This window comes from Billgrantia sp. C5P2, from assembly GCF_051062895.2.
On sequence record NZ_CM128542.1, the window covers coordinates 869,506 to 891,352 of the forward strand.

At 65.9% G+C, this 21,847-nt stretch carries 20 protein-coding genes; 17 read left to right on the top strand and 3 right to left on the bottom strand.

Annotation, left to right across the window (positions count from 1 at the left end):
• Position 1: 1 nt before the first annotated feature.
• From otnK to ACRWQA_RS04195, 11 genes are all read left to right on the top strand, one after another.
• Positions 2-1,324: a 3-oxo-tetronate kinase gene (gene otnK / locus ACRWQA_RS04145; protein WP_434229349.1), complete on the top strand. Its 1,323-nt coding sequence runs from the start codon at positions 2-4 to the stop codon at positions 1,322-1,324.
• The gene (gene otnC / locus ACRWQA_RS04150; RefSeq protein ID WP_434229350.1) at positions 1,321-1,968 is read left to right on the top strand and encodes a 3-oxo-tetronate 4-phosphate decarboxylase; all 648 of its coding nucleotides are present in this window, start codon (positions 1,321-1,323) and stop codon (positions 1,966-1,968) included. The genes otnK and otnC overlap by 4 nt, the downstream gene beginning before the upstream one ends.
• Positions 1,969-2,003: 35 nt before the next feature.
• The gene (gene otnI, locus ACRWQA_RS04155) at positions 2,004-2,798 is read left to right on the top strand and encodes a 2-oxo-tetronate isomerase (protein ID WP_263581041.1); all 795 of its coding nucleotides are present in this window, start codon (positions 2,004-2,006) and stop codon (positions 2,796-2,798) included.
• 85 nt (positions 2,799-2,883) lie between these two features.
• On the top strand, positions 2,884-3,849 hold the full coding sequence (gene denD / locus ACRWQA_RS04160) for a D-erythronate dehydrogenase (protein WP_263581040.1): 966 nt from the start codon (positions 2,884-2,886) through the stop codon (positions 3,847-3,849).
• 69 nt (positions 3,850-3,918) lie between these two features.
• On the top strand, positions 3,919-4,917 hold the full coding sequence (locus ACRWQA_RS04165; RefSeq protein ID WP_263581039.1) for a TRAP transporter substrate-binding protein: 999 nt from the start codon (positions 3,919-3,921) through the stop codon (positions 4,915-4,917).
• Between the two features lie 76 nt (positions 4,918-4,993).
• Entirely contained in the window at positions 4,994-5,581 is a 588-nt protein-coding gene (locus tag ACRWQA_RS04170; RefSeq protein WP_263581038.1) for a TRAP transporter small permease, read from the top strand.
• A complete protein-coding gene (locus ACRWQA_RS04175; RefSeq protein WP_263581037.1) occupies positions 5,578-6,852 on the top strand; it encodes a TRAP transporter large permease in 1,275 nt (424 codons plus the stop codon). Before ACRWQA_RS04170 ends, ACRWQA_RS04175 begins: the two co-directional genes overlap by 4 nt.
• 29 nt (positions 6,853-6,881) lie before the next feature.
• Entirely contained in the window at positions 6,882-7,799 is a 918-nt protein-coding gene (locus tag ACRWQA_RS04180; RefSeq protein WP_263581036.1) for a LysR family transcriptional regulator, read from the top strand.
• 126 nt (positions 7,800-7,925) lie between these two features.
• Complete coding sequence (locus tag ACRWQA_RS04185) at positions 7,926-9,314, top strand: amidase (RefSeq protein ID WP_263581035.1); 1,389 nt, start codon at positions 7,926-7,928, stop codon at positions 9,312-9,314.
• Between the two features lie 90 nt (positions 9,315-9,404).
• On the top strand, positions 9,405-10,871 hold the full coding sequence (locus tag ACRWQA_RS04190; protein WP_263581034.1) for an aldehyde dehydrogenase family protein: 1,467 nt from the start codon (positions 9,405-9,407) through the stop codon (positions 10,869-10,871).
• Positions 10,872-10,914: 43 nt separating this feature from the next.
• Entirely contained in the window at positions 10,915-11,796 is an 882-nt protein-coding gene (locus tag ACRWQA_RS04195; protein WP_263581033.1) for an NAD(P)-dependent oxidoreductase, read from the top strand.
• Positions 11,797-11,798: 2 nt separating this feature from the next.
• On the opposite strand, the gene ACRWQA_RS04200 is transcribed toward ACRWQA_RS04195, so the two are convergent.
• Positions 11,799-12,614: a M90 family metallopeptidase gene (locus ACRWQA_RS04200; RefSeq protein ID WP_263581032.1), complete on the bottom strand. Its 816-nt coding sequence runs from the start codon at positions 12,612-12,614 to the stop codon at positions 11,799-11,801.
• A 3-nt stretch (positions 12,615-12,617) separates the two neighbouring features.
• Entirely contained in the window at positions 12,618-14,186 is a 1,569-nt protein-coding gene (locus ACRWQA_RS04205; RefSeq protein ID WP_263581031.1) for a bifunctional GNAT family N-acetyltransferase/carbon-nitrogen hydrolase family protein, read from the bottom strand.
• A 205-nt stretch (positions 14,187-14,391) separates the two neighbouring features.
• Between ACRWQA_RS04205 and ACRWQA_RS04210 the strand changes: the two genes are divergently transcribed.
• From ACRWQA_RS04210 to ACRWQA_RS04225, 4 genes are all read left to right on the top strand, one after another.
• Complete coding sequence (locus ACRWQA_RS04210; protein ID WP_434229351.1) at positions 14,392-15,690, top strand: ABC transporter ATP-binding protein; 1,299 nt, start codon at positions 14,392-14,394, stop codon at positions 15,688-15,690.
• Positions 15,687-16,991, top strand: coding sequence for an ABC transporter substrate-binding protein (locus ACRWQA_RS04215; RefSeq protein WP_434229352.1), 1,305 nt, complete (start codon positions 15,687-15,689; stop codon positions 16,989-16,991). The genes ACRWQA_RS04210 and ACRWQA_RS04215 overlap by 4 nt, the downstream gene beginning before the upstream one ends.
• 153 nt (positions 16,992-17,144) lie before the next feature.
• Positions 17,145-18,032 (top strand): carbohydrate ABC transporter permease, encoded by an 888-nt coding sequence (locus ACRWQA_RS04220; protein WP_263581028.1) that lies wholly within the window; start codon positions 17,145-17,147, stop codon positions 18,030-18,032.
• Positions 18,029-18,877 carry a carbohydrate ABC transporter permease gene (locus ACRWQA_RS04225; protein ID WP_263581027.1) on the top strand — a complete coding sequence of 283 codons (849 nt, stop codon included), beginning with the start codon at positions 18,029-18,031 and terminating at the stop codon, positions 18,875-18,877. The genes ACRWQA_RS04220 and ACRWQA_RS04225 overlap by 4 nt, the downstream gene beginning before the upstream one ends.
• Positions 18,878-18,922: 45 nt before the next feature.
• On the opposite strand, the gene ACRWQA_RS04230 is transcribed toward ACRWQA_RS04225, so the two are convergent.
• Entirely contained in the window at positions 18,923-19,891 is a 969-nt protein-coding gene (locus ACRWQA_RS04230; RefSeq protein WP_263581026.1) for a LysR family transcriptional regulator, read from the bottom strand.
• Positions 19,892-19,998: 107 nt separating this feature from the next.
• On the opposite strand from ACRWQA_RS04230, the gene ACRWQA_RS04235 reads away from it, so the two are divergent.
• Together ACRWQA_RS04235 and ACRWQA_RS04240 are read left to right on the top strand one after the other, a co-directional pair.
• Positions 19,999-21,108, top strand: coding sequence for an ABC transporter ATP-binding protein (locus ACRWQA_RS04235; protein ID WP_263581025.1), 1,110 nt, complete (start codon positions 19,999-20,001; stop codon positions 21,106-21,108).
• A 40-nt stretch (positions 21,109-21,148) separates the two neighbouring features.
• Positions 21,149-21,847, top strand: a complete 699-nt coding sequence (locus tag ACRWQA_RS04240) for an HAD-IA family hydrolase (protein WP_263581024.1) — start codon at positions 21,149-21,151, stop codon at positions 21,845-21,847.

Below are 21,847 nucleotides of genomic sequence, written 5' to 3' on the forward strand. Positions count from 1 at the left end.
CATGGCGATCGTGCTCGGCGCCATCGCCGACGACTTTACCGGCGCCACCGACCTGGCCAACAACCTGGTACGCGGCGGTATGCGCTGCGTGCAGCTGATCGGTGTGCCCGAGCATGGCTTGGCCGGGGTGATTGATGACTCCGATGCCGTCGACGCGGTGGTGATCGCGCTGAAGTCGCGCTCATGCCCGGTCGGGGAGGCCGTGCGCGATTCCATGCATGCCCTCGAGTGGTTGCGCGAGGCGGGGGCTCGTCAATTTTTCTTCAAATACTGCTCCACTTTCGATTCCAGCGCCGAGGGCAATATCGGCCCGGTCAGCGACACCCTGCTGCAGCGCCTGGAGGCGCCCTTCACGGTGATGGTGCCGGCGTTTCCGGTGAATGGTCGCACCGTCTACCAGGGACATCTGTTCGTTGGTGATCGCCTGCTCAACGAGAGCGGTATGCAGCACCATCCGCTGACCCCCATGCGCGATGCCGATCTGGTACGAGTGCTGGCGCGGCAGAGCGAGCACCCGGTTGGCCTGCTGGCCTGGCACGAGCTGCAGCGAGGCGCGCAGGCGGCGCGATCACGGCTCGATGCGCTGGCCTCTCGAGGCATGCGCCAGGTGATCTGCGATACCTTGACCGAGGCCGATCTCGATGTCCTCGCCGAAGCGGTGGCCGACTTGCCCTTGGTAACTGGCGGCTCCGGGCTGGGCCAGGCGTTGCCGGCCCAGTACCGCCGCCTTGGCTGGCTCGCCAAGGTAGCCGAGGCGGGGGCTTTGGAGCCGGCTTCGGGTGGCGCCCTGGTGCTGTCGGGGAGCTGCTCGCGTGCCACCCTGGCCCAGGTCGGTGCCTTTCTCGAGCATCACCCTGGCTTTCGCCTCGACCCGCTGGCCCTCGCCGATGGCGAAGACCATCTGGAAGAGGCGCTGACCTTTGCCCGTGCCCGCCTTGCCGTAGGGGAGCCGGTGTTGATCTATGCCTCGGCCGCCGCCGAGCGCGTCCGTCGTTTTCAGGAAGCGCTCGGTCGCGACCACGCGGGAGAACTGGTGGAGCAGGCTCTGGGCTGGCTGGCTGTCGCCCTGGTCGATGAGGGCGTGGGGCGGCTGGTTGTTGCTGGTGGGGAGAGCTCGGGGGCGGTGGTATCGGCGCTGGGCGTGCGAGCCATGCGCATCGGGGAGCAGATAGACCCAGGCGTGCCCTGGACCCAGGCCACGCTGGCCGGCCGCAAGGCGCCGCTGTCGCTGGCGCTGAAGTCGGGCAACTTCGGCGGCGAGGATTTCTTCCTGCGCGCTTTCGACATCCTGCCGACCGTCGATGATAGCGGAGGGGGCGCATGAGCATGGCCGACCGTAACCGCCTGCGCGAGCAGATCGCCACGCTCGGCAAATCGCTGTTCGACCGCGGCCTGACGATGGGGTCGAGTGGCAACATCAGCGTGCGCCTGGACGACGGTGGCTGGCTGATGACACCGACCAACGCTTGCCTGGGCCGGCTCGACCCGGCGCGCATCTCGCGCCTCGACCGTGACGGTCGCCTGCGCGACGGCGATGCGCCGACCAAGGAGCAGTTCCTGCACATGGCAATGTACGCCGAGCGGCCCCAGTCCGGTGCCATCGTGCACTTGCACTCCACGCATTCGGTGGCGGTGTCTTGCCTGCCCGATATCGACCCCTGCGACTGTATTCCGCCGCTCACCGCCTATTATGTGATGCGGGTGGGGCGGTTGCCGTTGGTGCCCTATCACGTGCCGGGCGACCCCAAACTGGGGGATGCCGTGCGCGGGCTGGCAGGCAAGCACAGTGCCGTGCTGCTGGCCAACCACGGTCCGGTGGTGGCGGGCAGGAACCTGGAGGCGGCGGTCTACGCCACCGAGGAACTGGAGGAAACCGCCAAGCTCTACCTGCTGCTGCGTGGCCACAATCCGCGTGGGCTGACGCCCGAGCAGGTCGCGGAACTCGAAGCGCGCTTCCCCCGCGACTGACCCGACATGATGCGACCCGACATGAGACTCGAACGATGATCCAACTCGCCGCCAATCTCTCCATGCTGTTTACCGAGCATGACTTCGTCGATCGCATCCAGGCGGCCGCCGAGGCGGGCTTTCGCGGCGTCGAGTACCTGTTCCCCTACGATCATGCCCCCCAAGTGCTGGCGAGCGCGCTACGCGAGGCCGGCGTCGAGCAGGTGCTGTTCAACCTGCCGCCCGGTGACTGGGCAGCGGGGGAGCGCGGCCTGGCCAGCCTGCCCGGGCGCGAGGCCGAGTTTCGCGACAGCGTGATCGAGGCGCTGCGCTATGCCGAGGCGCTCGGCTGCCCGCGGGTGCATGCCATGGCCGGGCTGCTGCCGGAAGGTGCCGATGCCGATACGTTGAGGGCACATCGCGCCTCCTATGTGGCCAACCTGCGCTTTGCCGCCGCCGAAGCGGCCAAGGTGGGTCGGCAGGTGCTGATCGAGCCGATCAATACTCGCGACATGCCGGGGTTCTTCCTCTCGCGCCAGGACCACGCCATGGCGGTGCTGGAGGAGGTCGGTGCCGGCAACCTCAAGCTGCAGTTCGACCTCTACCACTGCCAGGTCATGGAGGGCGACCTGATCCGTCACCTGGAGCGACAGTTCCCCGCCATTGCCCATATTCAGATCGCCGGGGTGCCGGAACGTCACGAGCCGGATGTCGGCGAGGTGCACTACCCGGCGCTGTTCGAGCGACTCGAGCGGCTTGGTTATGCAGGCTGGATCGGCTGCGAGTACCGCCCCGCGGTGGCCACCCGTGAAGGGCTGGGCTGGGGTCGCGACTACGGGCTCATGACCTGAGCAAGCCGTACCAGGCGACCCTATAGCCAAGCGCATGTCTGCCGGATGATCATCCGCCAACAATGACAACAGGAACGAGAACGCCATGCATATCGTCATTACCGGCGCCGCCGGTTTCCTCGGCCAGCGCCTCGTCGCCCGCCTGCTAGAGCTCGGCGAGCTCAGGGGGCAGGCCATCCATCGACTGACGCTTGTCGATCAGGTCGAACCTGCGGTTCCCCCCAGCGGCACGGTCGAGGTCGAAGGGCTTGCCCTGGATATCGCCGAACTCGGCGCGCTCGACGAAGTGCTCGATGCGCGCCCCCAGGTGATCTACCACCTCGCTGCGGTGGTCAGCTCCGCTGCTGAAGCCGACCTGGACCTCGGCATGGAGGTCAATTTCGACGCCACTCGCGTATTGCTCGATGGTTGTCGCGAGCGGGGCCTGGCTGCCACCCGGCTGGTCATGGCCAGCTCGGTGGCGGCCTACGGTGGCGAGCTGCCCGCGGTACTCGACGACATGACTGCGCTGCAGCCGCAGAACTCCTACGGCACCCAGAAGGCCATGTGCGAGCTGCTGATCAACGACTACAGTCGGCGTGGCCTGATCGATGGCTGTGTGCTGCGCCTGCCGACCATCATCGTGCGCCCGGGACGACCCAACGCCGCTGCCTCGAGCTTCGCCTCGAGCATTCTGCGCGAACCGTTGAACGGTGAGGAGGCCGTCTGCCCCGTGCCCACCGAACTGGCCCTGTTCGTGATGTCGCCGGGAAAGGTGGTCGAGGCGCTGGTGCACGGCGCCGAGGTGCCGGGAGAGGCGCTGGTCCCGTTTCGCGCTTTCATGCTGCCAGGGATCACCGTCACCGTGGCCGAGATGCTGGAGACCCTGCGCCAGGTGGCAGGCGATGAAGCCCTGGCACTGGTGCGCCATGAGCGTGATCCCGCCGTCGAGGCGATCGTTGCCGGCTGGCCGGCTCGCTTCGATATCCGCCGTGCCCGGGAGCTGGGTTTCAGCGGAGATCGAGACCTGCACGAGATCGTATCGGCCTTCCTGCAGGAAAACAGTCGATAAAGCGTCACACAGGGTGGCCGTGGCTGCCGATAGCAAACCGAAGGTGTTTCACGACAGGAGGCAACAACAATGAAAACCCAGTTCGTACGCCATGCTCTCAGCGTCGCCATCGGCGGCATCACTGCCGCCGCGCTGGTCGCTAATGTCCAGGCCGCCCAGGAGGTCAGCCTGGGGCACACGCTCTCCTCCACCTCCCACTATGCCGTGGGTGCCCGGGCCTTCAAGGAGACGCTGGAATCGCTCAGCGACGGGGCCTTCGTTGTCACCGAGCATACCTCCGGGTCGCTGGGTGGCGAGCGGGAGATGATCGAAGGGTTGCAGATCGGCACCGTGGATATCGTCATTACTTCCACCGGCCCGCTCGGTAACTTCGTGCCGGAAACCTACGTGCTCGACCTGCCGTTCCTGTTCGAGAACTACGATCAGGCACGCTGCGTATTGGACAGCGAACTGGGCGACGAGCTGCTGGAGAAGATGAGCGAGCATGACCTGGTCGGCCTGGCCTGGTCGGAGAACGGCTTTCGCCACCTGACCAACAGCGAGCGCGAGGTAACCAGCCCCGCCGACACCCAAGGCCTGCGGGTGCGCACCATGGAGAACGAGGTGCATCAGGAAGCGTTCCGTCAGTTGGGGGCGCGGCCCACGCCGATGGCCTTCCCGGAACTCTTCACGGCACTGCAGCAAGGGGTGGTGGACGGCCAGGAGAACCCCATCACGGTGATCGTCGCTACCAACTTCTGGGAGGTTCAGGATCACCTGTCGCTCACCGGTCACGTCTATTCGCCGGCCGTGGTGTTGGGTTCGCCGCTGTTGCTCGACGGGCTCAGCGACGAGGAGCGCGAGTGGTTCCACGAGGCCGCGCGCGCCTCCGCCGAAGCCACCCGTGGCGAGGTCTCGCGGCTGGAGGAGGAGGGCGTGGCGCTGCTGCGCGAGAACGGCATGACGGTGAATACCGACATCGACATTGGCCCCTTCCAGCAGGCCGTGGAACCGGCCTACGAGATCTTCACCGACCAGTACGGCAGCGAGATGCTGGAGAGGGTGCAGGAGAAGGCCGGCAGCTGTTGACGGCAGGACCCCGACTCTCTCCGCTCAACTTGCCCCCGGCGCCATGCCGGGGGCATGCCTGAGGAATCGTGCGCTCATGGTGGATCTGTTTCTTCGTTTCGAGCATCAACTGACACGCCTGGCCATGGTCCTCGCGGTGGCCATGCTGGTGGTGTCGGTATCGTTCAGCTTCTATCAGGTGCTGACCCGTTTCATCTTCAACGCGCCTTCCACCTGGTCGGAGGTGGCCGCACGCACGGCAATGATCTGGTGCGTGTTCATGGCCGCGGCGGCAACCTTCCGTGGTGGCTACATGATGGCCGTGGAGGCGATCTACAAGGCGGTGCCGCAGCGCCTGGTGCTGGTCCTGGAGGTCGCGATCGTGCTGTGCTGCCTGCTGGTGTTGGCGGTATTGATCCACTTCGGCCTGCTGATGACCCTGCGGGTCAGCAACCAGACCATGTCGGGCATGAACATCTCCATGGCCTACGCCTATGCGGCCATTCCCATCGGGGCCGGCTTCGCCATGGTGGCGGTGCTGGCCCGCATCCTGGCGCAACTCACCGGGCGTGAGCCGGTCGGCCCCGACCTGGGCGACGCCTCGCCCGAAGTGGAGATGCGCGACCTGCGGCAGACGATGCCGGGGAGTGCCGGCGACGCCGACCAGGGAGGGCCGCGTCCATGAACCTGGCCATCGGTCTGTCACTGATCATCCTGTTCGCCTTCGGCGTGCCGATCGCCGTCTCGATCATGCTGGCCTCGATCATCGGCATCGAGTTCTTTACCCGGCTACCGCTGCTGTTGGTGCCGCAGCAGATGTTCATCGGCATCGACAAGTTCCCGCTGATGGCGATTCCGTTCTTCATTCTCGCCGGCAACCTGATGGCGGCGGGGGGCATCTCCCAGCGCCTGGTGGACCTGGCCAAGTCGATCGTCGGTGGCGTGCAGGGCGGGCTGGCGATGACCTGCGTGCTGACCTGCATGATGTTCGCCGCCGTGTCCGGCTCCAGTGTGGCCACGACCTTCGCCATCGGCGCCATCCTGATCCCGGCCATGGTGCGCCACGGCTATCCCAAGCCGCTGGCGGCCTCTATCCAAGCCTCCTCGGCGGAACTCGGGGTGCTGATTCCGCCTTCCATTCCGCTGATCCTGTTCGGCGTCAGCACCGATACCTCCATCGGCCAGCTGTTTTTGGCCGGGGTTGGGCCGGGGCTGTTGATCGGCACGGCGCTGATCCTGTTCCTCTACCTGTTCTGCAAGGTGCGTGGCTATGGCCTCGAGGATCACAAGGACAGCACCAGCTTCGTGATCTCGTTCAAGCGGGCCTGGGCGGCGCTGCTGATGCCGGTGGTGGTGATCGGCGGCATCTACGGTGGCGTGTTCACACCCACCGAGGCCTCGGCGGTGGCGGTGTTCTACGCCCTGGTGGTCGGCGGGTTCTACTACCGCGAGCTGAAGGCCGCCGACCTCTGGCCGATCCTGCGCCAGAGCGTGATCTCGACGGCAGCGGTCATGCTGATCATCGCCGCTGCCTCGTTGTTCAGCTTCCTGATCAGCCGCACCGGCCTGCCGGGCCACATCGCCGGCTGGGTCACCGAGGTGTTCGACAGCCCCATGACCTTCCTGCTGGCGGTCAACGTACTGCTGCTTCTCGTCGGCATGTTCATCGAGACCTCCGCGGCGATTCTGGTGCTGGCGCCGATCCTGACGCCGATCGCCATGCAGTTCGGTGTCCATCCGGTGCATTTCGGCCTGATCATGGTGGTCAACCTGGCGCTGGGCATGATCACGCCACCGCTGGGCGTCAACCTGTTCGCCGCCTGTGCGGTGGCGCGAATATCCATCGACCAGATGTTGCCTTGGCTTGCGCGCTTCGTGCTGGTGGTACTCGCCTGCCTGGTGGCGATCACCTATATGCCGTGGATCTCCATGGGACTGGTATGGCTGGTGTACTGAAGATGTTGTACCCGGGATAAGGAATGGCAATGCAATGGCGTGCCCTGCGTTACTTCGATACCGTGGCCCGTTGCCGGTCGCTGCGTCAGGCGGCGACGTTGCTGCATATCGCGCCGACGGCGGTCAGCCGCCAGATCGACCTGCTTGAGCACCACCTCGGGACCCCTTTGATCGAACGCGGCCCGGATGGCATCCGTCTCACGGCGGCCGGCGAATTGCTGGCCGCCCAGGCGCAGCGGACCCTGCGTGATTTCGAGCGGGTCGAGGCGCACATCGCCGACCTGCGGGGTCTACGCACCGGACGGATCGGCATCCAGGCGGCCGAGGGTATCGTGTCCGGCTTGCTGGCCCCGGCATTGGCGAGCCTGAGCCGCGAACACCCCCGGCTGCGCTTCGACATCTCGATCGCCAGTGCCGGCGGGGTCATCGACGCGTTGCGCCGTGGCGACGCCGATATCGGTCTGGCCTTCTTCATGCCACAGCGCGACGACATCGTCAGTGTGGCGAGCGCGGAGCTGACCCACTATGCGGTCATGGCCCCCGGCCATCCGCTGGCGACAGCCGAGTCGTTGTCGCTGTCGGATATCGCCGAGCATGCCTTGGCCCTGCCGGACGACTCCTTCGGGGTGCGCCAGGCGCTCGATCGCGCTGCCCGGGAGCAGGGGGTACGCCTGACCCCCAGCTTCCATACCTCCTCGCTGGAAACCCAGAAGTCCCTGGCCATGGCCGGGGGAGCGGTCCTGGTGCTGCCGCGGATGGCCGTGGCGCGAGAGTGCGAGGCCGGGCAACTGCGTGCCGTGCCGCTGAAGCAGACCGAACTGGCGGGGGCTAGGGTCGACCTCTGCCTCTATCGACATCGCCAGCGCAGCTTCGCCATGGAGGCGTGCCTGTCACTGCTCGTCGATGCCCTGGAGGGTTTGTCCGCCGATGAGCGGGAGGTGTCTTGAGTCGGGCTGAGTCGCAGTCGCCAGGTGCGCACAAATAGTGGACACCCTGGCGCCTGGATTGATGTGGTCAGGCGCACCGGGTCGCACCATGCTGAGAGGTACCAATAACAAGACCAAGTGATGCCCATGGATGAAGGCTTGATGCTGACGGCGACGGAGCTGCTCGAGGCCTACCGTCACAGACGATTTTCACCGAGCGAGTATGTCGAGGCACTGACGCGCCATATCGGGCGGTGGGAGCCGGCGCTGAATGCGCTCTACGCCTATGATCCCGATGGCCTGGCTCGAGAGGCCGAGGCTGCCACCGCGCGCTGGACTCGTGGCGAGCCGAAGGGAACCCTGGACGGCGTGCCGGTGACGCTCAAGGAGCTGATTGCGACCCGCGGTCTGCCGGTGCCCCACGGCACCCTTGCCGGCAAGCACCCGCCGGCTACCGAAGACGCCCCGCCGGCGGCCCGCCTGGCCGAGGATGGCGCCCTGCGTATAGCCAAGACCACTTGCCCGGACTACGGGATGCTCTCGTCCGGGCGCTCCTCCTTCCATGGCCTGACCCGCAACCCCTGGAACCTGGAGTGGAATCCCGGCGGGTCGAGCTCCGGTGCCGCCGCCGCAGCAGCAGCAGGGTACGGCCCGCTGCACCTGGGTACCGACATCGGCGGCTCGATTCGCCTGCCGGCGGCCTGGTGCGGCATCGTCGGCTTCAAGCCGACCCTCGGGCGGATTCCCATCGACCCCTACTACGTCGGCCGCTGCGCCGGCCCGATGACACGCAGCGTGGCGGATGCCGCCCTGATGATGGCGACCCTGGCGCGTACCGACCGCCGCGATGCCATGCGCCTGCCGCCCGAAACCATCGACTGGCAGGACCTTGCCATCGAGGTGCGCGGCCTGCGTCTGGGAGTGATGCTGGAGGCAGGCTGTGGCCTGCCGTTGGACGAAGAGATACGGGCCGCGGTCGAGGCCGCCGCCCGGAAGTTCGAGGCCGCCGGTGCCACCCTGGTGCCGCTGGCCCCGGTACTGACCCGCGAGATGCTCGATGGCTTGGATCGGTTCTGGCGAGCCCGGCAGTGGAGCGAGCTGGAGCCGCTGAGCGCCGAGGAGCGTGCCCGGGTGCTGCCCGAAATTCTCGCCTGGGCGGAGAGCGGGGCACGGCTCACCGGCGTCGAGGTGGTGCGCGGCTTTCAGCAGACCCTGGCCATGCGCCGGGCGACCGAGGCGGTGTTCGACGACGTCGATGCGCTGCTGTCACCAACGACGCCGAACCTGGCCTTTCCCGCCGACTGGCCTTCGCCGACCAACGACCCGCAGCGGCCCTTCGAACATATCGTCTACACCGTGCCATGGAACATGGGCGAGCAGCCGGCCATCTCGCTAAACGCCGGTTTCAGCCGCGCCGGGATGCCGATCGGGCTGCAGATCGTTGCGCCGCGCTTCGACGACCACCGGGTGCTGAAGCTGGCTGGGGCATTCGAGACGTGGCGCGGGCCGATGACATGGCCGTTACCGCCGGGGTGAGGGCGCTCCGAGGAACAAGACCCTGAGCACGCATTGCGGAGCGATTCATGCGCCCCGACTGACCCCAACTGCGAGATGAGGACCAGCGCCATGAGCCATCATGCACTGCCTGCCCTTCCCCCCTCCGGTGCCCTGATCGGCGGTGAATGGGTGCCGACCCAGGCATTGATCGAAGTCGAGACGCCTTCTAGTGGCCAGGTCATCGCCCAGATCGCCCGCTGTCAGACCGAGGAGGTGATGGTGGCGGTAGATGCCGCGCGACGCGCCTTCGCCGGCAGCGTGGGCGACTGGGCGCGCTGGTCGGCCCGGCGCCGCGGCGAGTGGCTGCTGGCCTTCGCCGATGCCATCGATGCCGACCGCGACAACCTGGCGGCGCTGGAGTGCGCCGACACCGGCAAGCCGATGACCCAGGCGCGAGGAGACATCGCCGCCTGCGCCCGCTATTTCCGCTTCTACGGCGGCGGTGCCGACAAGCTGCACGGCGAGACGATTCCCTTCGACGAAGGCTTCGCCGTGCTGACCCTGCGCGAGCCATACGGCGTCTGCGCGCAGATCATTCCCTGGAACTATCCGGCGCAGATCTTCGGGCGCTGCGTGGCGGCGGCCCTCGCCACCGGCAACACCGTGGTGCTCAAGCCTGCCGAGGATGCCTGCCTGAGCGTGCTGCGCCTGGCCCAACTGGCCCAGGAGAATGGCCTTCCTTCCGGCGTGCTCAACGTGGTGCCGGGGTTGGGCCGCGAGGCGGGGGCTGCGCTAGCCGCGCATCCCGGCATCGACCATCTCTCCTTCACCGGCTCGCCGGAGACCGGCACCCACGTGGCCCAGGCGGCGGCGCTACATCACGTGCCGGTGACCCTGGAACTGGGCGGCAAGTCCCCGCAGATCGTCTTCGCCGACGCCGATCTCGAGGCCGCACTCGAAGCCGTGGTGCGCGGCATCGTGCAGAACGCCGGGCAGACCTGCTCGGCCGGCAGTCGGCTGCTGGTGGAGGCCGGCTGCGCCGAACAGGTGCTGGGTGAACTGGCAGAGCGTTTCTCGGCGCTGCGCTGCGATGCCGGTGAGGCGGATGCCGACTGCGGTCCCTTGATCAACGCCCGCCAGAAGGCCAGGCTCGAGGCACGACTGGAGTCGGCCCGGGCCAGCGGCGTTCGCGTGGCGGCGCAGGGCCAACTGGCAGCAGGCGCCCCGGCGGGTGGCCATTTCGTGGTTCCCCAGTTGCTGACCGACATTCCCAACGGTCACGAGGTGCTGCGCGAAGAGCTGTTCGGCCCGGTGCTGGCGGTGCAGGTGTTTCGCGACGAGACCGAGGCCCTGCGCCTGGCCAATGCCACCGACTTCGGCCTGTGCGCCGGTGTCTGGACTCGCGACGGCGGGCGCCAGCTGCGCCTGGCCAAGGGCATCCGCAGCGGCCAGGTGTTCGTCAACAACTACGGCGCGGGGGGCGGTATCGAGCTGCCGTTCGGCGGTGTGGGACGCTCCGGGCACGGGCGTGAGAAGGGCTTCGAAGGGTTGCGCAGCTATACGCGCTTGAAGACCGTGGCGATCAAGCACGGCTGACCCCCTCATTCGCCAGCCAGAATTCGCCAGCAAGGAGAAGGACATGAAAGAGTCACGCAAGGTCGGCCTGGTCGGGGTCGGCCTGATGGGACATGGCATCGCCGCCAACCTCCTGCACGGTGGCCATACGCTGTGCTTCCTGGAGCACCCCGGCAACCAGCCGGTGGAGAATCTGCTGGCCGCAGGGGCCGTGGCCAAGGGCAGCGGACGTGAGGTGGCCGAGGCCGCCGAGGTGGTGCTCCTTTGCGTCACCGGTTCGCCCCAGGTGGAAGCGGTGCTGTTCGAACCGGGCGGGGTGCTCGAGGGGCTCTCGCCGGGAACTGTCGTGATCGACTGTTCCACGGCGCTGCCGAGTTCCACCGAACGGGTGGCCGAGCGAGTGGAAGCGGCGGGTGGTCGTTTCCTCGACGCGGCCATGACACGCACGCCCAAGGAGGCCGAGGAGGGGCGCCTGAATCTGATCGTCGGCGCGCCCGATGCGCTGTTCGCCGAGGTGCGCCCGCTGCTCGAATGCTTCGCCGAGAACATCGCCCACGCCGGGCCGGTGGGGGCAGGGCACACCCTGAAGCTGCTGCACAACTTTGTCTCGCTCGGTTTTACTGCGGTATTGGCGGAGGCTGCGGCGGCCTCGCGGCGGGCCGGCATCGATGATGCTGCCTTCCTCGACGTGCTGGGCAAGGGCGGTGGCGGCGGGGTGATCCTCGAGCGCCTGCGTCCCTTCATCGAATCTGGCGATCCCTCGGGCTTCCGCTTCAGCGTGGCCAATGCGCTCAAGGACATCGGCTACTACCGCACCATGAGCGAGGATCTCGCCGCCGAGCATGGCGTGGCGGAGGCGGTGCTCGCGCTCTATCGCCAGGCCAGCGATGCCGGCCATGCCGAACGCCCGGTGCCGGAACTGGTCAGCCTGCTGGAAGGGAAATGAGTTCAGGCTTCGGAGGCGTCGGCTTCGGGCAGGCGTCGTAGCGGATCCTGGCGGAAGTAGTGCGTGAGTAGCTCGTAGAGGTCGGGATAGGCGCCTCTGAGCACGTCGGGAGCGGAGAAGAAGTATTCGCAGCACACCGCGAAGCACTCGCCGGGGTGGGTGGCGGCATAGTCGTCGATGGGCGGTTCCTCGCCGCGTTCGAGGTACGCCTGCAGGTCGTCCCACACTGCCGTGAACACGCGGTGCCACTCCTTGGGGTCCACGTCACGCGGCAGCGGCGGGAAGCCGTCGACGTCCAGCGAGTTGCCCATGTCGAGCTTGTGGGCAAGCTCGTGGATCACCACGTTGAAACCGCTGAAATCGCCGCTCTCCATCAGGTCGGGAAAGGCCACCACCACCGGTCCTTGATGCGAGGTCTCGCCTGCCCGCTCGTCCTCATAGGCGTGCATCACGCCGAACTCGTCCAACTCCTCGACCTGGCGGTGGAAGGCGTCCGGCAGGATCAGGATCTCGTGGAAGCCGGAGAAGGCTTCGTCGTGGTCGTCGTCCGACCAGCCCAGCGTCAGCAGGCAGGCCTGGGCGGCCAGGGCCAGTTGCGCGGCCTCGTCGAACGGCGTGCTCTGGGCCAGCTCTGGGTGCATGCTGATCCGCTTGATGTGGAGGAAGCGCCAGGCGCGCCGTCCCAGCCGCTCCGCCTCGTCATCACCTAGAAAGGCCAGTAGCGGCAGCCGCGAACGTGCCTCGGCCCAGGCCTCCTGGGGAAACGGGTGGCGGGCCTCGAAGCGTTCGGCCCGCCAGCGACGCAGACGGCCAAGCATGGTTCAGCCCTCTTCCTGCCTGGCACCGGACTTCCACGACCAGTCGCGCCAGCGCAGGTCGAAGAGATCCTTGCGCCGGTCCTTGAGGTTGGTCACCGAGCCTTCGGCGCGCACCACGGTGAGGCGGGTGAGGTCGAGATCGGAGAAGATCACCATCTCGGTATTGGGCGTGGTCTCGGAGAGCACCGCGTCGTGGGGGAAGGCGAAGTCCGAAGGCGAGAACACCGCCGACTGGGCGTACTGGATGTCGAGGTTGCGGATCGACGGCACGTTGCCCACGCTGCCGCACAGCACCACGTAGCACTCGTTCTCTATGGCTCGCGCCTGGGCGCAGTGGCGCACCCGCAGATAGCCGTTCTTGGTATCGGTCCAGAACGGCACGAAGAGGATGTCCATGTCCTGGTCGGCCAGCAGCCGGCCGAGTTCAGGGAACTCCACGTCGTAGCAGATCAGGATGCCGACACGCCCGGCGTCGGTGTCGAACACGCGCAGCTCGTCGCCGCCCTCGATCACCCATTCGCGGCGCTCCTGGGGCGTGATGTGCAGCTTGGACTGGTGCTCCACGTCGCCGTCGCGGTGACACAGGTAGCTGACGTTGTAGAGCCGGCCGTCCTCACGCTCCTCGATCATCGAACCAGCGATGATGTTGATGTTGTAGGACACCGCCATGCGTGACAGCTCGTTCTTGAACTGCTCGGTGAAGCCCGCCAGATAGCGGATGGCAGCGATCTGGTCCTGCTGGGTGGCGCGGTCCTGCAGCCCCATAAGCGGCGCGTTGAACAGCTCCGGGAAGACGGCGAAATCGCTCTGGTAGCTGGAGATGGCGTCGACGAAATATTCCACCTGCTGCAGCACCGATTCCACAGACGCGCATTCGCGCATCTGCCACTGCACGGCGCCGACGCGTACCTGGGTGGGGCGGTTCTCCAGCACCCGCTCGGCGGGTTCATAGAGAATGTTGTTCCACTCCAGCAGGGTGGCGTAGCCCTGTGATTTCTCGTCCTCCGGCAGGTACTTGCGCAGCAGCCGCTTGACCTGGAAGTCGTTGGCCAACTGGAACGAGAGGATCGGGTCGTGGATCTCCTTGCGCGCCACCCGCTCGATGTACTCGGTGGGGCTGAGGTCCGGATATTCGTGATAGTTGGGGATGCGCCCGCCGGCGAGTATCGCGCGCAGGTTGAGCGAGCGACACAGCTCCTTGCGCGCCTCGTAGAGGCGCCGGCCCAGGCGGTAGCCGCGATAGTCGGGGTGGATCAGCACGTCCAGCCCGTACATGGCGTCGCCTTCGGGGTCGTTGAGAATGATCTCGCGATTGCCTACCAGGTCATCGTACTTGTGCGGGTTGGAGAACTCGTCGTAGTCGACCCGCACGGTCAGCGCCACGCCCACCAGCCGCTCGTCGTCCTCGATGGCGATCTGGCCGTCGGGGAACTCCTGGATCAGCCGATCGATGGTGTGCTGCGGCCAGGCGCCGCCAATGTCGTCGTAGACGGCATCCATCAGCTGCTTGAGCTGCGGGTAATCGTCCTGCGTCAGGTTGCGGAGGTTGAGGTGCAGGTCTTCAAGGGACATTGCGCTCGGTTCCTGATCAGGGTGAAGAACGAATTCTAGCACGCCGGGTAGAGGGCCCGATTGTTACCGTTCGGTCGCCATTTCGTCATCGCTCCGTCACCGAAAGACGCCAGGATGGCCGCACATCGTCGAAATTGCGGCTACGCTGAGTTCGGGAGAGTTGATGACAGCCATGCCACGCCTTCACGGGCAACGCGGACGCAGCATGAACCCAGACAACAATAAGCAGGCCCATAACCAGGCCCAGAGCGCGCACAGTCAGCCACCCGACCCATACGGAGGCTCGAGGGAGCGTCAGCGCATTCGGCTCGAGGCCGTGAGCAAGCGTTGGGGCGAGTCCACTGCCGTCGACGGCATCGGCTTCGACGTGACGCCGGGTGAGTTCGTCATCCTGCTCGGCCCCTCGGGCTGCGGCAAGTCGACCACGCTGCGCATGATCGCCGGGCTCGAACGGGCCAGCGCCGGGCGTATCCATATCGGTGAGCGCGACGTCACCCATCTGCCGCCGGGCGATCGGGGGCTGAGCATGGTGTTCCAGTCCTACGCGCTGTTTCCCCACTTGAGCGTGGCCGACAACATCGTCTTCGGCCTGCGCAGCCGCAAGGTGCCCAGGGCCGAGCAGCGCGAACGGCTGGCGCGAGTCGCCGAGCTGGTCGATCTCGAAGCCTTCCTGGAGCGCAAGCCGGCCCAGCTCTCCGGCGGCCAGCGCCAGCGGGTCGCCTTGGCCCGGGCGATCATTTCCGAACACCCCATCTGCCTGATGGACGAGCCGCTGTCCAACCTCGATGCCCGTCTGCGCGGCGAGATGCGCCGCGAGATCAAGGCGCTGCAGCGGCGCCTCGGCATGACGGTGATCTATGTTACCCACGACCAGGTCGAGGCGATGAGCATGGGCGACCGGGTGATCCTGATGCAGGACGGCCGCATCGTGCAGGACGGCACGCCCGACGAACTCTACGACCGGCCGGCGACGGCTTTCGCCGCCAGCTTCATCGGCAGCCCGGCAATGAACCTGGTGCCACTCGCTGCTGCCGCAGACGGAGCGGTGATCGAAGGCGAGCCGCACTGCAGCGTGGCGGCGCACGAGGCCAAGGGCCACTGGCTCGGCGTTCGCCCCGAGGATATCCACCTGCTGCCGGCCGACGCCTCCGGCGTGCCCGCCGAAGTGATCGATGCCGAGTACCTGGGGGCCGACAGCATCGTTAGGCTCCAGGTCGGTAGCCAGCAGCTGCGTGCGCGGATCGAAGGCAAGCCGGCGATGGCAGCTGGCGCTGCCTGCCGGCTGCAGTGGCGGCGAGAGGCCGCTCACTTCTTCGCTGCTGACGACGGCCGCCGCCTGGCGATCGTGGGGCACGACCTGTCCGCGCCGCCGGGCCGGCATCGTTTCGAGCCGCACCCGCAACACTCTCCGCTGCCGGGTGCGGCGGCTTCCGCAGTGCAAGACAACGAGGCCCGGGCCTCGTCCCATCATGCAGGGAACGACTCTTCAGGAGTGAACCGATGAACGCACGCTTCACACTCACAAAGGCCGGTAGAATGGGCGCAACGGCCATGGCCGGCCTGCTGGCCGCCGGCTCGCTGAATGCCCAGGCCCAGACCGAGCTGACGATGTACTACCCGGTGGCGGTGGGCGGCGCCCTGACCGACGTGATCGATGGCCTGGTGGCCGAGTTCGAGAACGAGCACCCCGACATCACGGTGAACGCCATCTACGCCGGCAACTACGACGACACCCGCGTGCGGGCAATGTCGGCTATCGAGGCGGGCGACGCGCCGCAGCTTTCGGTGCTGTTCTCCATCGACCTGTTCGACCTGCTGGAGCAGGACGCCATCGTCGCCTTCGACGAGGTCATCGAGAGCGACGAGGAGCGCGAGTGGCTCGACGGCTTCTACCCGGGGCTGATGGAAAATGGCCAGATCGATGGCCAGACCTACGGCATTCCCTTCCAGCGCTCTACCATCGTGCTCTACTGGAACAAGGACGCTTTCGAGGCCGCCGGGCTCGACCCCGAGACGCCGCCGGAGACCTGGGAGGAGATGGCCGAGATGGCCGCCGCGGTGCGCGAGGCCAGCGGCGGTGAGCAATGGGGTGTGATGGTGCCCTCCACCGGCTACCCCTACTGGATGTTCCAGGCCTTCGCCTTCCAGAACGGCCACCGGCTGATGAACGAGGAGGGCACCGAGGTCTATTTCGACGACCCTGCCGCCATCGAGGCGCTGGAGTACTGGGTCTCGCTCGCCGAGGAACACGAGGCCATGCCCGATGGCACCATCGAGTGGGGCACGCTGCGCCAGAACTTCCTCGAGCAGTCCACCGCCATGATGTGGCACAGCACCGGCAACCTCACCGCGGTGCGCAACGAGGCCTCCTTCGACTTCGGCGTGGCCATGCTGCCCATGAACACCCAGCGCGGCAGCCCCACCGGCGGCGGCAACTTCTACCTGTTCAAGGACACCAGCGAGGAAGAGCAGCGCGCGGCGATGACCTTCATCCGTTGGATGACCGACCCGGAGCGTGCCGCGGCCTGGTCGATCGAGACCGGCTACATGGGCGTAAGCCCCGCCTCCTACGAGACCGAGGCGCTGCGCAACTACGTCGAGGAGTTCCCGCCCGCGGCGGTGGCCCGCGACCAGCTCGAGCACGCCACCGCGGAACTGGCCACCTACCAGGGCGGACGCGTACGCCGGGCGCTGGACAACGCCGTGCAGGCGGCGCTGACCGGCCAGATGTCGCCCGAGGAGGCGCTCAAGCAGGCCCAGGCGGAAGCTGACGCGGCGCTGCGACGCTACGCTCGCTCACGTTGAGGCCAGACTTGGCGCATACGCAGGAGGGCGCCGGGGACAAAGGTCAATGAGGAGGCGCTGTGAATCCCTCCTTGGACGCTACATTTGCCATCCATGGCAAATGACCTCCTCATTGACCTATCCCCGGCGCCGACGCGGCGCAGGAGGCAAGCCATGCTGATCCACAATGCCGACCGACGCATGCAGATCTATGGCGCGCTGTTGCTGCTGCCGGCGGCGGTGCTGCTCGGCACCTTCGCCTACCTGCCCACCGTGGCTACGCTGATCAACAGCTTCTTCCTGCCCGGCTTTCGCGGTGCCGCGCCGGAGTTCGTCGGGCTCGAGAACTACGCCATGCTGGTCGAGGACGCCACCTTCTGGAAGGTGGCGCGTAACAACCTGATCTACGCGCTGGGCACCATCCCCACCTCCATCGCCCTGGCGCTGGGCATGGCACTGTTCGTCAACGCCCGCCTGCCGGGGCGGGGCTTCGTGCGCATGGCCTACTTTACGCCGACCATCCTGCCGATGATCGCCGCGGCCAATATCTGGATGTTCTTCTACGCCCCGCAGATCGGCCTGTTCAACAAGCTGCTCGGTGCGCTGGGGCTCTCCGGCGTCAATTGGCTGGGCGACCCCGGCGTGGCGCTGACCTCGGTGATCGTGATGACGGTGTGGAAGGAGGCCGGCTTCTTCATGATCTTCTACTTGGCGGCGCTGCAGAGCATTCCGCCCGAACTCAAGGAGGCCTCGGACCTGGAGGGCACCAGCCGCTGGAGCTTTTTCTGGCGAGTGACCTTTCCGCTTTTGATGCCGACCACGCTGTTCGTGCTGATCAATGCGCTGATCAATGCCGTGCGTGTGGTCGATCACCTGTTCATCCTGACCAAGGGCGGGCCCAACAACGCCACCAACCTGCTGCTCTACTACGTCTACGAGAACGCCTTTTCGTTCTTCGACCGCACCTACGCCGCCACCATCACGGTGGTGATCCTGCTGGTGCTGGCAGTGGTGGCCACGCTCAAGTTCACCGTGCTCGACCGCAGGACGCACTACCAATGAACCGGACCGTCAGCCCCGCTTTCGGACGCCGCCCGTTTGCCCTGCGGGTGCCGAGCCTCGAGACCACGGCCGCCTGGCTGCTGGCCATCGTCTGGATCTTTCCGCTGCTCTACGCGATCTGGGCCGCCTTCCATCCGCCGGCCTACATGGTGCGCTTCGATCTGTTCGCCCCGCTGACGCTGGACAACTTCGCCAATGCCTGGGCCCAGGCGCCTTTCGCGCGCTACTACTTGAATACCTTCCTGCTGGTTACCGGGGTGGTGCTGGCGCAGTTCGTGGTCTGCACCCTGGCGGGCTTCGCCTTCGCCCGCTTCCCCATTCCCGGCAAGGACATCCTGTTCATGCTGGTGCTGATCCAGCTGTTCGTCTTTCCCGAGGTGCTGATCGTCGAGAACTACCGCATCGCCAGCGGCCTGGGCCTGGTCGATACCATCACCGGCATCGGGCTGCCCTACGTCGCCAGCGCCTTCGGCATCTTCCTGCTACGACAGACCTTCAAGACCATCCCCCGCGAGCTGGAGGAAGCGGCAAGGGTAGAGGGCTGCGGCTGGATGGCGATCCTGCTCAAGGTCTACGTGCCCTTGGCCAAGCCCACCTACCTGGCCTACGGCCTGGTCTCCATCAGCCACCACTGGAACAACTTCCTGTGGCCGCTGGTGGTGACCAACTCGGTGGAGAGCCGCCCGCTCACCGTAGGGCTGGGCATCTTCTCGGCGCCGGAAACCGGCGTCAACTGGGCCACGGTCAGCGCCGCCACGCTGCTCAGCATCGCCCCGCTGCTGGTCGCCTTCCTGCTGTTCCAGCGCCAGTTCGTGCAGTCGTTCCTGCGGGCCGGGATTCGGTAGGAACCATGATAGGCACGAGTCACTGGCTGGGGCAGTGCCAGTAGGTCAGCGACGGGTGGGTGCTATCAGCGCTTCCAGCTCAAGCTCCGGATAACGACTGGCCACCTTGGCGACGTCGTGACGGGTTTCCTCGATGATCCAGTCGCGTATTTCGGCGGCGGCAGGGCTCAGCGGCTTCTTGCGTGAGTGGATGAGGTGACAGAGGCGTTCTGTCGCGATGGCGGTTGGCTTGGTGGTGGCCGGCACCAGCGCGCCGGTGTCCAGCCAATACGAGACGACGTTCATCCAGCCCACGGCAATGCCCTGGCCGAGCAGGGCAGCCTGCAACACAACGGCATAATCCGAGAAGATCAGCGAGTGCGTACTGCCCAGCGTTTCGCTCTGGAAGCTGGGGAACAGTTCGAACCAGTCGATGCGGCTGTCACTCAGGCTGATGAGCGTGACGCCTGAGTCGTGGTGTTCGCCAACCACATGCTGCTTGCGGTAGGCCGGGCTGCACACGGGTACCAGGATCTCGGGCAGAATCAGTGCCGCCTGGTGATGGACGTCCTCTCCGCTGACGAACCTCACGCCCAGGTCGACATCCTCCACCGAACCGCCCACCGAGCCGGAGATCAATTGGAAGCGCAGGTCGATGGAAGGAAACTCGGCCTGGAGCTTGTGCATGCGCGGCATCAGCCAATGGGTGGTAAAGGCAGTCGATACCGATAGCGTGACCGTCTCGAGCCCCGTGCTGCGGGCTCTGATCTCCTGAATTGCCCTCTCGATGTCCTGAAACCCATCGGTGATGCCCTGATACAGAATCTGGCCGTTCTCTGTCAGCACGGTGCCGTTTGGCGTGCGCAGGAAGAGCTGCACCTCCAGATGTTCCTCCAGAAGTGACAGCATGCGGCTGACTGCCGGCTGGGTGACGCCCAGTTCGGCGGCCGCCTTGGTGAAGTTGCCGCAGCGGGCGGCAGACTCGAAGACGAACAGGGCGTTGGCGCTGGGCAGTTGGCGGCGTAAGGTCGGCATGACTTCAAGTTATGCCAAGCCAAAGAATTTCGCAATTGCCGCCTATCTTTCGATCTGCTGTACTCAATTCCAATAGTGGTTTACACAATAATAAGACGGGATTTTCCATGAAAAAACGAGACAGTGTCGGCGTCTCTATCCGCTCGGTCAGTAAGCGCTATGGCGGAACGACAGCCCTAGACGATATAACCTTAGATATTGAGCCAGGTGAGTTCGTCTCGCTTCTGGGCCCCTCGGGTTCGGGCAAGACCACACTGCTTGGTGCTCTCGGTGGCTTCGTGTTGCCCTCGTCCGGCTCGGTGTGGGTCGGCGACCAGGACATGACCTACATGCCGCCCCACAAGCGCAATATTGGCGTTGTCTTCCAGAGCTATGCGCTGTTCCCACACATGACGGTCGGCGAGAACGTCGCGTTTCCTCTACGTGCCCGACGGCTTCCCAAGTCCACCTGGCCGGAGCGAGTGCGTCAGGCTCTGGCGATGGTGGAGCTCGACGGTTATCAGGAGCGTGGTATTTCGCAGCTTTCGGGCGGGCAGCGCCAGCGGGTGGCCCTGGCACGTGCCATGGTCTTCGAGCCTCGCTTGATCCTGATGGATGAACCGCTGTCGGCGCTGGACAAGCAGCTGCGCGAGACGATGCAGATCGAGCTGCGCCAACTGCACCGCAAGTTGGGCGCGACCATCGTCTACGTGACCCATGACCAGCGTGAGGCGCTGACCATGAGCGATCGAGTGGCGGTCCTCAAGGATGGTCGGCTGGTACAGATCGGTACCCCCGAAACGCTGCACAACGACCCCCAGAATGCCTTCGTGGCGAGCTTCATCGGCGACGCCACCTTGCTGCCGGTGACGCGTGTTGACGCACACTGCGTCAAGCTCGGCAAGCTCACCTTGCACTCGTCAAAGCTGTTGCCCCCGCATCCGGAACTGTTCCTCGCCATACAGACCGAGAAGCTGCTGATCGATGACGGGCGCCACGAAGCCGGGGTCAACCGCCTGCACTGCCGCGTGCGTGAGGTCGTGTATCAGGGTGACAGCCTGCGGCTCTTTCTCGAAATGGACGATGGCACCGCCATCAGCCTACGCCAACCCAGCCATCACCTGGGCCAGAAGAAGATTCCACCGATCGGCGAAAGCCTGACAGTGGTCCTGCATCCGGAGGACACCATCGTCGTGCCCCGTACCGGATGTCGACACCCGGCGGCACAAGTCGCCTGACTTTACCTCGAAGCACAAGAAACAGGAGTCATTGACGATCATGGAACTTTCCAACTTCAAAGTTCTGACTTTCGATGTCGTGGGTACGCTGATCGATTTCGAAACGGGTGTGCTGGAGGCGGTTCGTCGGCTGGGTGGAAGCGCGACCCTGGACCTGAGCGACACCGTTATCTTCGACGCCTACAAGCGTGGGCGCGACCGCTTCCCGGGACGCTCGAGCAGCGCCATGGCCGACGTCTACCGCTCGCTGGCCGAGGAGCTGAAATTGCCCGCTGATCCGGCAACCGCGGAAGCCTTCCAGATGGCGGTATTTCGCTGGCCGGCGTTCGAGGATTCGGTGGATGCCCTCAAGCGTCTGCGCAAGCATTATCGGTTGGTGGCCATGACCAATGCTGATCGCACCGCTTTCTCCTGCTATTCCCATACACTCGACGACCCATTCGACGACAGCGTCACCTGCGACGATACCGGGGTGGCCAAGCCCAATCCTCAGTTCTTTGCCTATAACCGGGGCCGCCAGGCGGCTCATGGCTACAAGTTTTCGGAAATCCTGCACGTCGCCCAGAGCCAATACCATGATATCGGCATTGCCAGGGAACTCGGCTACACCACCTGCTGGATCGAGCGGCGCCAGGGTCAGCAGGGTTTCGGCGGCACGCCCGAGCCCAAGCAGGTGACCAAGCCGGACTTCCACTTCGCCACGCTCAAGGAACTGGCCGACGCGGTGGAGGGGGTGTGA

Coding starts and splice junctions, on each gene's coding strand:
- otnK (WP_434229349.1), top strand. CDS start 2: ATGGCGATCGTGCTCGGCGCCATCGCCGACGACTTTACCGGCGCCACC.
- otnC (WP_434229350.1), top strand. CDS start 1,321: ATGAGCATGGCCGACCGTAACCGCCTGCGCGAGCAGATCGCCACGCTC.
- otnI (WP_263581041.1), top strand. CDS start 2,004: ATGATCCAACTCGCCGCCAATCTCTCCATGCTGTTTACCGAGCATGAC.
- denD (WP_263581040.1), top strand. CDS start 2,884: ATGCATATCGTCATTACCGGCGCCGCCGGTTTCCTCGGCCAGCGCCTC.
- ACRWQA_RS04165 (WP_263581039.1), top strand. CDS start 3,919: ATGAAAACCCAGTTCGTACGCCATGCTCTCAGCGTCGCCATCGGCGGC.
- ACRWQA_RS04170 (WP_263581038.1), top strand. CDS start 4,994: ATGGTGGATCTGTTTCTTCGTTTCGAGCATCAACTGACACGCCTGGCC.
- ACRWQA_RS04175 (WP_263581037.1), top strand. CDS start 5,578: ATGAACCTGGCCATCGGTCTGTCACTGATCATCCTGTTCGCCTTCGGC.
- ACRWQA_RS04180 (WP_263581036.1), top strand. CDS start 6,882: ATGCAATGGCGTGCCCTGCGTTACTTCGATACCGTGGCCCGTTGCCGG.
- ACRWQA_RS04185 (WP_263581035.1), top strand. CDS start 7,926: ATGGATGAAGGCTTGATGCTGACGGCGACGGAGCTGCTCGAGGCCTAC.
- ACRWQA_RS04190 (WP_263581034.1), top strand. CDS start 9,405: ATGAGCCATCATGCACTGCCTGCCCTTCCCCCCTCCGGTGCCCTGATC.
- ACRWQA_RS04195 (WP_263581033.1), top strand. CDS start 10,915: ATGAAAGAGTCACGCAAGGTCGGCCTGGTCGGGGTCGGCCTGATGGGA.
- ACRWQA_RS04200 (WP_263581032.1), bottom strand. CDS start 12,614: ATGCTTGGCCGTCTGCGTCGCTGGCGGGCCGAACGCTTCGAGGCCCGC.
- ACRWQA_RS04205 (WP_263581031.1), bottom strand. CDS start 14,186: ATGTCCCTTGAAGACCTGCACCTCAACCTCCGCAACCTGACGCAGGAC.
- ACRWQA_RS04210 (WP_434229351.1), top strand. CDS start 14,392: ATGAACCCAGACAACAATAAGCAGGCCCATAACCAGGCCCAGAGCGCG.
- ACRWQA_RS04215 (WP_434229352.1), top strand. CDS start 15,687: ATGAACGCACGCTTCACACTCACAAAGGCCGGTAGAATGGGCGCAACG.
- ACRWQA_RS04220 (WP_263581028.1), top strand. CDS start 17,145: ATGCTGATCCACAATGCCGACCGACGCATGCAGATCTATGGCGCGCTG.
- ACRWQA_RS04225 (WP_263581027.1), top strand. CDS start 18,029: ATGAACCGGACCGTCAGCCCCGCTTTCGGACGCCGCCCGTTTGCCCTG.
- ACRWQA_RS04230 (WP_263581026.1), bottom strand. CDS start 19,891: ATGCCGACCTTACGCCGCCAACTGCCCAGCGCCAACGCCCTGTTCGTC.
- ACRWQA_RS04235 (WP_263581025.1), top strand. CDS start 19,999: ATGAAAAAACGAGACAGTGTCGGCGTCTCTATCCGCTCGGTCAGTAAG.
- ACRWQA_RS04240 (WP_263581024.1), top strand. CDS start 21,149: ATGGAACTTTCCAACTTCAAAGTTCTGACTTTCGATGTCGTGGGTACG.